The following is a 13142-nucleotide window of genomic DNA, read 5'->3' as shown; positions in this document are numbered from 1 at the left end:
AAACAATCCCATGAATAAAGAGTCATTAAAAGAGTATCTAAGCAGCCGGTATCAAGGCTGGAATTCGTTTCTCAGCAATGTCATTTTCCCCATTTTCGGTGAAAATGACTTTGAGGATGGTTTTGAAACAGAGCTTTTGGAAAGTCAGCCTGAACGAAGACAACTGGCAGAAGCGACGGGAATACGCAGCATCAAGCAAGTTGGAATGATGTATGTTGGCGTAGAGCCATTGCAGATTTTCGATGTAACAGTCAGCGACCGGGTTATGATGGAGCGTAACCGTGTGAACATTCAACGGCTCATCCGTGCTGTCATGGACCAGTTCTCTTGTGCTTTCATGTTGTTCCATTACGAGGATGACACTCGTTGGGATTGGCGTTTCACCTATTGTCGAAAGAGCGGTAACAAAGAAGAAACCACCGACAGCAAACGATATACATTCCTGTTGGGTCCTGGTCAGTCATGCCGCACGGCAACTGACAACTTCATGGCTCTATATGACAAAAGGGATTCCCTTGAAATAAAAGACATCGAAGATGCATTCAACGTTGAAGCTCTTTCTAAAGAGTTCTTCGGGAAGTACAAGGCTCAATATGAGGCATTTGTCAATTATATGGTTGATCCTGCCAATGGAATGCGTCAGGACTTCATTGATACAGACTTTGACCATACGGGTATGAAAGCTGACAAAATTCGTGACCGTGAGGAAAAGCCCATTCGTGACTATGTGAAAAAACTTCTTGGACGCATTGTATTCCTGCACTTCCTCCAGAAGAAAGGTTGGCTTGGCGTTCCTGCTGGCAAGGAATGGGGCGAAGGCGACCGTGACTTCATGCTGAATATTTTCAAGAATGCCACTGAACGTCAGAAGGAAAACTTCCTTGATGACATATTGGAAGACTTGTTTGAGGAAGGCTTAGACCGCAACCGTTCAGACAGGGGCGACCTTTACGACACAAAAGTTGAGGGCTTCCGCAACTGCCGTATTCCATATCTGAATGGTGGTCTGTTTGAACGTGACAATCTTGACAAGAAACCAAGTCATTTTCCTGCCAGCTATTTTGATGGCCTGTTGACAATGCTCTCACAATATAACTTTACTATTGACGAAAATGACCCGAACGATGCAGAAGTGGGTGTTGACCCCGAAATGCTCGGACGCATCTTTGAAAACTTGCTGGAGGACAACAAGGACAAAGGTGCATTCTATACACCGAAGGAGATTGTGCAGTATATGTGCCGTGAAAGCCTGATAGCATATCTGCAAACAGACCAAAGGGAAGAAGATAAAAATTGTATTCGTCAGTTTGTGACAACTCACGATGCAGCATTGCTGGGCGACTTGAAGGAGGACATCGACCAGAAACTATGCGACGTGAAGATATGCGACCCTGCCATTGGCTCAGGTGCTTTTCCTATGGGATTGCTTCGCGAACTGTTCTTCTGCCGTTCTGCTATCGAGCCAAACATCGTGGAGAATGCCGCCAACATAAAACGTCACATCATCCAGAACAATATCTATGGTGTTGACATTGAGCGTGGTGCCGTTGACATCGCCCGACTGCGCTTCTGGCTCTCTTTGATTGTGGATGAGAAATCACCGGAGGCTCTGCCAAACCTTGATTTCAAGATTATGCAAGGAAATTCCCTTCTGGAGCAGTATAAGGGCGCTGACCTCTCAACTATGACAGAAAAGAAGGTTGGTGCTGGGCAGGGCGTTACTATCTTTGACAGCATGTTAGATGTTTACCGCAAGAATCTACGCGACAAACTTGCCGAATACTACGCTTGCCCGGAGCATGACAAGAAGGCGCAGTTGAGAAAGGATATTGCAGACATCGTAAAGCAGGAACTTGATGAGCAAGGCATTCGCATTGACTTTGAGGACATGGATTTGTCTGCCAACAGCCAGTTCTTCCTCTGGCACACCTGGTTCCATGATGTCTTCTCACGACCCTCAAAAGAGGGCTTCGATATTGTCATTGGCAATCCGCCGTATTTAGAATCGAGAAGTTCCAATTTCTCAGAATCATTAAAGGTAAGTTTGCAGAGTGAAATAAAAAAAAGAAGATTGTCAGATGCGGGAGCTTTTCCCCGTGGTGCTGATTTATTGATTTTCTTCTATGAATTATCGCTAAGATTATTAAACAAAAAGGGATATAACGTCTTTATCACTGAAAATTCGTGGCTTTCCACAGACTACGGAAAACTATTTCAGAATTTTTTATTGAAGAAGTGTGAAGTTCATGCAATTATTGATTCGGAGTACAAATACTTTGAAACAGCTGATATTAATACTATTATAACCATCATTAGGAACAGAAATGAGAACAATGATAATCTTCCTGTTAAGTTCTTTCATTGTGATGGAAGTCTTGAAAAATATCCATGCAATACGTTCGCCATCCATGATACGGAAAAAATTACTCTAAAATCATTCTTATCAAGCGATCAATTATTGCATAACTACAAATGGGGAGTTATTATTAGAGCGGAACAGAAACTATTACGGATTATAGAAGCGATAAGCCAACTTGAAGACAAAAGTCTTGCTTCAAAGATAAGTATTGGGCAAGGGCTTAATCTCACTAAAAACCATATTGTTTATAGCCAATCTTCTCGAACATATCCGTATTATACATCTGAGATTGGACCTACTTATAGTTGGAGTAATTCGTCTTGTTATGTCAGCAAAGACGATATTTCAGGTAGTAGGAAAAAGCCACTTCTTATAATGCCTAGAGGAATAGGGACACATTTTTGTAGTATCAACGAATGCTCTGGTTATACATCAAGTTATGTTGAAGTTTATGGTGACTTGTCGCAAGAAGAAACCTTAAACATATGGCTCTTTTGTAACTCATCGTTGTTTTGGCTTTTAAGAGAGATTACAGGAAGGACAAACTTGGGAGGAGGAATGTTGAAAGCAGAGGCTACAGACTTGAAGAGTATACCTATTTGTTATAAATTCAACAGACCTTCTGAAATATTAGCTCTATATATGGCGGTTAAAGATAAAGTTTTAGATACGAGTATCTCGATAACGCTTAATGACAATCAACATAAGATGATAGATGCTATAGTGCTTAATTACTTTGGATTAGACAAAGAAGAGTTATACATTGTAAGTACGCTTCAAGACATGGTATTTAGACGTATGAAGAAAAGTAAGACCAAATGATAATTGGAGGATAACACCTCCAATTATCATTTATTCTCCTGCCAGTCTAAATTCCAATTCATAGTTCTTTATGAAGTCGTTTTCCTTCTGCGTCAAGCCGTATAGCGGACAGATGTAGTCATCTATCTCATCAATGATGGCTTTGGAGCGTACAATCTTATATTCCTTGAATGAATCAACATTGTAAGTGGACTCTCCAGATGTTGTTCTGATATTGGCTTTAGCCTCTATATCAGAAAGATAAAGAGAATATAACTTGTTAAGATACTCAATATCCTTAGTTGAAAGCTGCGGAATGGTAAAATTCTCTATCTCATATGTCTTCCAGTCAAGATTGTTGGAATAGATTTGGTAAAACCAAAATGCCAAAGAACTGCTAAGAATGCAACCAATAGCATTCGATATTCGTTTTTGGAAGTATAATGGTTTCTCTTTAGTTGAACCGGTCGGATAGTTGGTTACGACCTTAAAGTACCTACCGCCAGTTGTCCTATAATAGATAGGCTCACCTTTATCATCATACAATGTTTTAATTGGAGTATTCTTGAAAATCTTTGTAAGGATGTCCTTTTCCATTTTACTACCAATCTTTGGAATGCGACCTATCATTGTATAACCATTGACATCAACAAAGTTGAGATTATCAATAAGCCTTTGTAATTCAAACTCATTCCCTCTTCTGTGCATCTTGGTGGAAAAAAGATGCTGACAAGGTGTTTCAGTCTTCTTAAAAAGCAGTATTGAAGTATTTACGACAGCGTTCTCAAATACGGGTTTCGGACGTACTGCATACGAAGATATGTGTATGGTGTCACAATTCCCCATTATAATACGGTGGATGCCTGTTAGGGAATCACTTGAAGTCAATGATATTGGAACGATATAGGCAAAGCTGCCATTCCTTCTGAGCAGGTTGTAACCCAGTTCAATGAACAGAGTATATGTGTCAAGTGACCCTTTCTGTAATCCACGAATGCTATTAGCCGTCACATAGGTATTCTTATAATATCTCTTTGTCTGGTTATCATACTTAGCCCCATACGGCGGGTTGCCGATAACAATATCGAAGCCCTCTTTTGAGGGTCTGCAATATGTCATTGATACAATACGGCCACAAGTCCATTAAGTTGTTCTTCCAATTCGGAGTAATCAATATTTTCTTCTCGACGAAGTAGAATCTCTTTTGCAATTACGCCGATAGCGTTTTGTGCTTCTCTTTGCGGAACAGGAATTGGAAGATTGCGAATGTGTTCGGGGTATATGTGATAGTCACCGCCTCGTTGGTCTGCTAACAGCTGGTTAGCCATCGAGGAATTGAGGATGCCCAACAAATAGTACAGGTCAACATTTCCAGACAAGGTTTCCATGTCTGCACGATTATGTTTGCAGAATTTCTTGATGCTTGAAGATATGCTCTTGTTGTTAACACCTTTCAAGTCTTTCCAAAGAATTGCGCAATAGATGGAGTGATTATGCAGGAAGTGTTCTTTTATGTCAATTGTTACGTTGATAGTTCCCAAACAATTCATAATAAGTTTTGGACGGTCATACAACTCACGAAAAGTCGGACGACTTAATTTGTCTGGACATCGTTCTGTGTTCCATTCGAGATAACGCACACGTCGAACTTGGTATTTATCTATATCTTTTGCTTCCAAATACTTTCTGCTATGCACATCATCAAAATGTAAACTAATCAAATCTTCTTTCTTGAAAGCACCTTTTTCAATATTCTCATGGGCATTAACCACCATGCCCTTACTAATGTAACAGAAGTCACCCAATACATTCATATTGGCGAAGTGGTTTCCTGTTCTTTCCTCTTCTGTCAAGTTCCAAACATAATTTTTCTCGTCCTGCTTTAATGCCTCTGGAGACTTGCTTAACACTTCACGGATGGTCTTGTCTTCAAAGATTTTTGTAATGAGAAGTTCGCCCTCTGGTTGACTGCTCTGTATAAACGGAATACAGTTGCTCACAGTGGCGTTCTCAAAAATCTTTGTGCCATTAAGGTCGGCTATCTCTAATAGGCGATACTCCTCTGCAATCATTTTACGGAGTTTCTTACCGTACTTTTGATTTGTCAAGGGATATGGGACAATCATAGAGAAAACTCCATTGGGGCATAGTAGTTGCATACCAAGTTCCATGAAAGGAACATACAAATCCCACTTCTCATTAAGCGATTTGTATTTCTTGCTTGCCACTATACGCTGCCGCTGTTCGTTCAATTCGGGTGATGCTATCTGTGTCGGCGCACTGATGTATGGTGGGTTACCTATGGTAATGTCGAAGCCGCCCCCATTTGAGGGTCGCTTCTGTAGTACATAGAAATCAATGATAGATACCATACTCTTCCCACCCTTCTTGTTGACAATTTATAGGCAAATGAAGCCCCGTATAAACGAGATAACGATATAATGTTGTTTTTGAAACTTTCAACCTTTTAGATATAACAGTTTTTTCTGTTCCTTTAGCCAACTCTTTTACAATATAATCATGTTTGTTGGCACATTTGGGATTAAGTCTACAGCGAAAGCCACGACAATGTCCAAGCATTACCCCTTCTGATTTTTTTCTCGCTAATGCCTCTTTTGTACGTTGACTGATAAGATTGCGTTCTATCTCAGCTGACAGTCCAAAAGCAAAGGCAAGGACTTTACTTTGTATATCTTCCCCAAGTCGATAATTATCTTTAATTGTCCATACCTTACATTCCTTTGTCATACAGATATTCAAGATTTCCATAATCATAAAAAGATTGCGTCCAAGACGTGAAAGCTCACTGCAGATGATAATATCATCTTTGCGTACTTTACGTAGTAAACGTCCAAGCTGTCGTTTTGTGTAAATTTTCGTTCCACTGATAGTTTCTTCTATCCAATCGTCAATTATTAACTCATTAATTTTACAGAAGTTACTTATCTCAAAACGTTGGTTTTCTACAGTTTGTTTATCACTGCTTACTCTAATGTATCCGTAAATCATAACGCTAAAATTTATATTAACATACACCAATATAAAAAATCCCTTCATAATTAATTGAAATGTAAAAGGATAAATTGGAGTAAACAGTATATACGTAGAAACATATACTAATTTCCCTTTTTTATTGCTATCTACTTTTTTATTAAGTACAGCTCTTTCACCGCCCTATACATCGAATAATGTGCAAAGGATTCTTCCTTATACTTCATGCTACTAACCGATGCTACAACAGCCCACGTAACAATAATGACAATAAAGGCTACAACATATCGAAGTTTGATATGATAGCCACGTATAAACATCCCATTGATATTAGGTGGAATAATGGTTACAGGACTTTTCAACTCATTGATTTTGACAAATATCTCATCCTGCCGTTTTAATATGCTTTCGGTATTTGCTTCGATATTCATGCGATTGAGATTATAATCGCAAACGTGCCGATAAAGATATTCAAGAAATCTGGACTTCTGCTTGAATAATTCAATAAACTTCGGAAACCATAGCGAGAACGGCAATGTGTCCGATTGTTGCTTCCAGATATGCTTCTTCACCACTGATAACGCATCGTTCCAGCAAGTACAGAAACTTTTGGCGACTCCATTATAAATGGTCTTTTCATCGAAGTCCACTTTTACTGATTGCTCTGGTTTAGGAACTGTAGTATTCTGTTTTTCAATACACTCTTTAAGCTCGTTGATACTTTGGCGCAAATTTGCAAGATTTGCTGCTACCACATCTTCTTTCATTATCTTCTACGTTTTGAAGGTTTATAAAAAGGTTCGTTTCTTTGGTTGTCCTTGTCTTTGTCGTCTCGCCATCCTTGTTCATTATTTGTTCCTCCACCTCCACCGGAAGTTATGGCTTGATGAGGTTGAACAACCAGTTCCGCTGCCACATTGCCCAACGTAACGCAAAGGCGATTAAAACTCAAATCACGATCAAGTTTAGAACCAGCTATACTATACTCATTTTGACAGAATGATATGCCACGAATTTTATCCGAATTTTCAGCATGATTAAAACGCAAATCTATCCCTTGACTTTTGAGAATACGAAAGAAGTCACGCCATGAGCGAGATACAGCCAATGCATCAAGAGTTGCAGACCGTAGATTATACTTCCGTAATTGATAAGGGCGCAAACGACTCTTGTTTCTGGCTTTGCTATTTTTAGGAGCAAAGTACAGTCCATATTGTTTAGTCAAAGTCCGACATACTTTAGTATTACGTATTCTTTCGTTGCTGTCAGAGATAAGATTGCCATCATTGTCTATCCGATTGAACACCAAATGACAATGAGGATGTTTCGTGTCGTGATGCCGGGCTATGATATATTGAGTATTGCGAATCCCCATTTGTTCCATCCATTTCTTGGCAATCTCCACCATAAGTTTATCTCCTTCTTCATTATCGGGAAAACGGTTAATGTCCTGCGAAGAAAAAGCAAGTGATACGTGTTTCACCGGATTTTTTACTTTCGGACGCATGGACGCTTGTATCTGAAAAGAATCGGCTATGGTTTTATTACTGATGGCACAGACACCTTCGTGTGCTAAAAGTATGGCACATTTCTTCTTGTTCTTTTGGTCATTGGCGTAATTTACTATTCCTCCGAAATCTGCTCTTGTTTTAATCTTCGCTATCATGGCTATTGTTCTTTACTTGAGTGATAATTCTACTGACTTCTGATATGACTGAAAAGCATTGTTGTTTGACTGCTTCTAAACCATAAGTGTGCATCTGATGGGCAATCTGATTGACATTATTAGCGATGCCGGAAAGATCACGGATTGCCGATACCATTTCAGGACTGATACGTTGACAGATCTGACAATCCATTGCCGCCTGATGGCAAAATTCATTGACAGACAATCCTGCCTGTTCCGCTTTGGATTGGATATAGATATAGTCGTTCTCGGTAAACATTACCCGAAAACATTTGGTACGTTTCTGATAGTTCGCCAACTTAGGGCGACCGCCAAGTTTCTTCTCCTTCATATTTATCTTAACTTTCAATGTTCATGAATTGATTTTTTGAGAGTGGCTGTTCCATCCGCTTGCCGCATAGGTTTTAGTGACACTAAAACACAAACTTGCCACTCAAAAAATCTTCCTATATTTCCCCTGCTCTATTCGGCATAGCTTGCCATCTTTGATAAAGGCTTCTATCCACTTGTTTGCAGTACTTCCATTTTCACCCAAAGCTAAAACTGCCGCATCATAATCCTTCTTTGTGAAAGTATCGGGTAACATATTATAAAGGGTATTCCTTCGTGCATAAACGCCAGTCTCTTGCGAAGCGGTATAGAATCGTTTGGACTGATTTCCTGATAAATTCTGATAAATGAATACGGCATGATAAAGTAAGGTTTCGCACATATTCATGGCTATAGAATAGTCATACTCATGGCAAACCAATCGCTCTGCCCCGTCAAGTAAGGAAGAATTACGATGTACATTCTCCAAATTCCGGACAGCGGTCAACACCATCATTATACGATAAGCAATCAGTCCCATCCGTCTGACTACTCCCTGCATCTTGTTATCCACTTCGTCACAACACTCCTCATTCACACGACTGAGATATTCAATAAAGTGTTCCTGCAAATCGGAGGGAAGGGAAAAAGAATAATTTCCCTGCCGTACAAATTCCTCATGCAGATGGCAGAATTTATCTCCCAATAGTTTGAACATTGAATTTTTAGATTGAGAAATATCGCTTGTAGCAAACACATTTCTTATACCTCGCTTGAAGCGGATGATATAGAAGCAAAAGCGACTCATCAATCCGTTCTCTGCATCAGGTATCAATCTTCTTACCTGTTCGGGAGTTCCAGCCAAAGCTACGGAAACTCTCGGATTGGCTACTTCACAATACTCCCTGTCCTTGCGCCGGCTCAAACTGACCAATTCATGATGGAATGCTTTTCGCAACACATCGGAATAATTGCCATAGTCCGACTTCAATGTTTGGCTTAACGTGTCGCCCTCCGACTCAAACAATAGTCCAACTCCGTCATTATCTCCCAATATCTTCAAGAAAGAGCTTGCGCTGCTATTGGCAGGAATGACAAGCATACGCATGGGCGGCTCGGCTGGCATGGTCATTCCGCCATCTTTCTTGCCTTTGATGTAAGCCGCCATCGCTTCTTTATATTCCTGTTCCAATCGCTTTGAAAGTTCATGCAAATTGCGGTTAATGGGTACTATCAATTCTCTGCATAGGGTTAATGCCCCTTTTCCCATACCTGCATCTGCCACAACAAACAGATAAAGATTCGGATAAACAATGCGTTCATCGTACACACCACAAACATTATGAAAGCATACCGACAAACACACAATCGCCCCAATCAGTATCGTATCACGGTCATCCACCGAAATGGAATTGTTGACAATCTCATTTAGAAAAGGAGGAAGATGCTCAAACACACATTCAGGAAATGTAGGAAGTTCTTCTTCTGATTTTATCCATTTACCCGTTTTACCATTTTGGATATTTGGCAAAATGGATAAATGCTCTTTGAAGAACGGAGCCAATGAGATTCCAGCTTGATTTGCCAAATGGAAGAAAGAACGGATAGTAATGCCTTGCCCTTTGGAGTGCAGACAATGCGTGTATTGTTTGTCTGTTTCTTCCCTTTGATAGGTAGGGTAAAATCTGCTGATGCGATGATAATATTCCCGTCCGTTCTCTCCCAATCCATCAACAAGCGCAAAACCCAACTCCATCCAATCTTTATAATTGGGTGCTATATCAATGCCACGTTGTTCTATCTCCTGAACAACACTTTCTACATCGTCTTTTACCTTATTACATATAGGAGCAATATCAGGCGTATGTGTTTGCAGTATTTCAGAAGGGACATTCTCCCAATCTTGGGCGGAAAATATTTTCTTCGACATCATCTTTGTATTTAGGGTTAATATATGCTTGTGGGTCGTAGGGTAAGAAGCATGAACGAGCCACATCACTGCCGGACATATCCACCAATGGCAAACCTGTCGCTTTGATACAGTTGGTAACAGCCTTGAAGTACCGGGAATGTTCCCAGCCTTTCAAATCAACAGGTATTATCCACTTCAATCCGCTACCGGATGGGCTGACAAATAACAGTTCCGTATCGAAATACTCATGATTGAGTAATTGCTGTTTTAGCTCCACGATATTCTCCACATGGTCGAAATCCAAACACATCAATCCTGAGTGCATAATCAGTTCCTTCTCATTCCGTTTACGGAATAATCCCGAAAAAGTACAATAGTCGAAATGAGTGGCTTTGTATCTTTTGGATTCAGGAGAAAATAGCATCGAACGCAGAGACTCGGTTTGTGGTTGCGCATAATGCCCGATGACATATCGATACACATCCACAATGCCTACCGCCCTTATCGGTTCTATGTTTTGAATGGGCTTGCGAAAGAACGAAAAGTAATAATCTGTCGTTCCCATCATCTGATGATCTTTTTAGATTCGACAAATCGTTTGGCTTCTTCCATTAAGTCATCTTGGGTCTTGTGCGATTTGTTCTTCAACCAATCGTCAATCTCCGATTGCAGGAAAGCCAAAGCCTTATTTATTTTATGTACGGGAATCTGTTTGGTAGAAACCCATCCATAAACTGTCTGTTTGGCTGGATGTGATGGCAGATAAGCACAAAGCTCGTCTATATCCATCCACTTGGGTGAATTACTTGCTTGCTTATGTTGCAAGGCATTTACTTTGGATTGCAGTACTTCTACGGACTCAATCAGGTAGGACAACGCATTTGGCATTTCCTCCAATGAATTTACTTTATAAGCCATTTTCTTCGTATTAAAGTTGATGCCGCAAAAGTATAGGGATGTTTATGAGTGCTAAATAGGTGCTTGAAAGCCACCAATTAACCACTTATTTGCCACCGACGGATTTAATTTTCATTAACCTAAGGATTGGTTGGAAGAGATAATAAATGGGGAAAAAACATTATTGACACTAATAATATCATCCCTGAGAACGCCTATACTACAAGATACCCCTCAAAAAGGCGATGCTTCATGAGGGGTAAACGGTGGTAAGTTTATCGTTGGTATTATATAAGTCGCTGATGCTCAATGGTGTAAATCTCCACCATAACCTATAAGTCCAAATTTCCGATATGTAATGTATTGGCGGCTTTCTCTTTTTGTTCGTTTACGATATGCGTATAAATTTGCGTGGTTTTGACGTTTGTATGTCCCATTAAAGACTTAATGGTGTATATGTCAACACCATTTTCCAACAATAGCGAAGCGTAGCTATGTCGGCCGCAATGGAAAGTGATATGCTTCTTGATGCCGGATGCTTCTATCCAAGCTTTCAAAGGACGGGAAATCCAAGAAGCATCAGTCAATCCTTCAAAAACGAGTGCTTCATCATTACTTAGGCGTTCACCGCATAGTTGAAGGGCTTGTTGAATGACTGGCTTATAATCGGGGCGTTTCGTTTTTTGTTGAACTACGACCGCTTGCCATGTACCTTTGCTTGTCTGTTGAATCTGCTGCCATTTCAATGACTGAATATCGCTATGTCGCAATCCTGTGAGGATAGAGAACAAAAACGCACGTTTCAGAACATCATCTTTGCAAGGAGTATCAACCAACATTTGCACTTCATTCATGGTAAGTGCAACACGAGGTGTCTCTATGTTTGTTATTCCTTTTACTTTTGCGCTGATGTCAACTGTCAGATATTCATCAACGAACGCCTGTTTCAATCCGGCTTTGAGGATGGAGAAATAGGTGGATGCCGTATTCTGTGAGATAGTCCCTTTCTTATTGCCTCCCATCGGGGCACGTAACAGGAACATCTTGATGTCTTCAAGTAGTTTTACGGAAATCGTCTTAAACGGAATTGGGTTACCTTGCGAATAGATTTTCAATAATTCTCCCACACGGGTCCAGTTGACTATGATTGAATTAGAGCTATTGGGATGCCGTTTGCTGATGATGCCATTGAAATACTTGACAAAGTCCTGTTCGCTTCGTTCATTTTGTGCCGCGATTTCGTTTTCCTTATCAGTGTAGAGGACGGCACTGTCATATTCGTGTTGGCGTAACTTACGCACATTGTCGGCATAGATACAAGCCTCTTGGTCTATCGTTGAACGGCATTGGATAATTCCATTCAAATCACGTTTAGGCTTATAGTTGAATGTTCCATCCGGCAAGATTCGTGCTATGGATGACTTATCCCAAATGGGTGTGGATATAGTTCTGTTGATAGATTCCACCACACGGCTTGCCCGTTTAGAACCTCGCTTATACACTGGGTATGACTCTATAATCAGATACCACTCTTCTTTATAATTCGACCTTCTGAGTTTGACGGTCACTTTGGTATTGGGTAATGCTTTCTTCATAACGACTTATACAATTTATCAATTTCAGATTTGGGAACATAAACATAGTTACCGATTTGGCGTGTAGGAATAGAATGACGGCGTATGTGCTTAAACACACTGCTGTCATTGATATGGAACTTCTTTGCGATCTCTCCGATGGTGTAACAATCTTTGGGTTCAAAGGACAATGCCTCCTTTTTTCTCTTTCTACTCCCTGCCTTTGTTTTGAAGTGTTCATCCATATACTGCCGACTAAGGCGTATCAGACGCTGACCAAAATTGTATGACGGTATCAAGCCTTGCCGTATCATACGATAAAGAACGTCTTTACTAATTCCGTAAATCAGCATAGCTTCCTTTACGGTTAGATACCCCTTACTGGATGGTATTCGTCTAATCAGTGCTTGGCGTATCGCTTCTTTCTCTTTTGCGATTTGTCTTTTCTTATACGCCCTCTTGGAACAAGCAGGGCAACAATACTTCGACACTAATGTCGGAGGAGTAAAGATTTTACCGCACTCCTCGCAACTTCTTTGAATGATGTAATTTCCTCTTGGCATATTCTTCTCGTTTTAAATGGTTTATATCAATTTAAGTTGTACCTTATCG

12 protein-coding genes are annotated in these 13142 nt (G+C 40.3%); 1 reads left to right on the top strand and 11 read right to left on the bottom strand.

What is annotated here, in order from left to right; translation table 11 throughout:
* The first annotated feature begins 10 nt into the window (after window positions 1-10).
* Complete coding sequence (locus H8S63_RS12330) at window positions 11-3181, top strand: N-6 DNA methylase (protein WP_255467653.1); 3171 nt, start codon at window positions 11-13, stop codon at window positions 3179-3181.
* A 30-nt stretch (window positions 3182-3211) separates the two neighbouring features.
* Here H8S63_RS12330 and H8S63_RS12325 read toward each other — a convergent pair whose 3' ends face one another.
* From H8S63_RS12325 to H8S63_RS12275, 11 genes are all read right to left on the bottom strand, one after another.
* A complete protein-coding gene (locus H8S63_RS12325; RefSeq protein WP_229102130.1) occupies window positions 3212-4279 on the bottom strand; it encodes an Eco57I restriction-modification methylase domain-containing protein in 1068 nt (355 codons plus the stop codon).
* Complete coding sequence (locus H8S63_RS12320) at window positions 4276-5532, bottom strand: Eco57I restriction-modification methylase domain-containing protein (RefSeq protein WP_186926939.1); 1257 nt, start codon at window positions 5530-5532, stop codon at window positions 4276-4278. The genes H8S63_RS12325 and H8S63_RS12320 overlap by 4 nt, the downstream gene beginning before the upstream one ends.
* Window positions 5516-6169: a master DNA invertase Mpi family serine-type recombinase gene (locus tag H8S63_RS12315; RefSeq protein WP_186926938.1), complete on the bottom strand. Its 654-nt coding sequence runs from the start codon at window positions 6167-6169 to the stop codon at window positions 5516-5518. The genes H8S63_RS12320 and H8S63_RS12315 overlap by 17 nt, the downstream gene beginning before the upstream one ends.
* Before the next feature lie 131 nt (window positions 6170-6300).
* Window positions 6301-6918 carry a hypothetical protein gene (locus H8S63_RS12310; protein WP_186926937.1) on the bottom strand — a complete coding sequence of 206 codons (618 nt, stop codon included), beginning with the start codon at window positions 6916-6918 and terminating at the stop codon, window positions 6301-6303.
* Window positions 6918-7817, bottom strand: a complete 900-nt coding sequence (locus H8S63_RS12305) for a relaxase/mobilization nuclease domain-containing protein (RefSeq protein WP_186926936.1) — start codon at window positions 7815-7817, stop codon at window positions 6918-6920. The genes H8S63_RS12310 and H8S63_RS12305 overlap by 1 nt, the downstream gene beginning before the upstream one ends.
* Window positions 7801-8169: a MobC family plasmid mobilization relaxosome protein gene (locus H8S63_RS12300; RefSeq protein WP_186926935.1), complete on the bottom strand. Its 369-nt coding sequence runs from the start codon at window positions 8167-8169 to the stop codon at window positions 7801-7803. The genes H8S63_RS12305 and H8S63_RS12300 overlap by 17 nt, the downstream gene beginning before the upstream one ends.
* Window positions 8170-8271: 102 nt before the next feature.
* Entirely contained in the window at window positions 8272-10077 is a 1806-nt protein-coding gene (locus H8S63_RS12295) for a DUF3987 domain-containing protein (RefSeq protein WP_186926934.1), read from the bottom strand.
* Entirely contained in the window at window positions 10028-10627 is a 600-nt protein-coding gene (locus H8S63_RS12290) for a BT4734/BF3469 family protein (RefSeq protein ID WP_186926933.1), read from the bottom strand. Before H8S63_RS12290 ends, H8S63_RS12295 begins: the two co-directional genes overlap by 50 nt.
* Window positions 10624-10977 carry a helix-turn-helix domain-containing protein gene (locus H8S63_RS12285; protein WP_186926932.1) on the bottom strand — a complete coding sequence of 118 codons (354 nt, stop codon included), beginning with the start codon at window positions 10975-10977 and terminating at the stop codon, window positions 10624-10626. The genes H8S63_RS12290 and H8S63_RS12285 overlap by 4 nt, the downstream gene beginning before the upstream one ends.
* Before the next feature lie 311 nt (window positions 10978-11288).
* The gene (locus H8S63_RS12280) at window positions 11289-12551 is read right to left on the bottom strand and encodes a site-specific integrase (protein WP_186926931.1); all 1263 of its coding nucleotides are present in this window, start codon (window positions 12549-12551) and stop codon (window positions 11289-11291) included.
* The gene (locus H8S63_RS12275) at window positions 12548-13093 is read right to left on the bottom strand and encodes a helix-turn-helix domain-containing protein (protein WP_117740245.1); all 546 of its coding nucleotides are present in this window, start codon (window positions 13091-13093) and stop codon (window positions 12548-12550) included. The genes H8S63_RS12280 and H8S63_RS12275 overlap by 4 nt, the downstream gene beginning before the upstream one ends.
* Window positions 13094-13142 lie beyond the last annotated feature (49 nt).

It is taken from the genome of Bacteroides sp. NSJ-39 (assembly GCF_014287315.1).
Classification (GTDB): domain Bacteria; phylum Bacteroidota; class Bacteroidia; order Bacteroidales; family Bacteroidaceae; genus Bacteroides; species Bacteroides finegoldii.
This window is presented reverse-complemented; position numbering and strand designations above follow the sequence as displayed.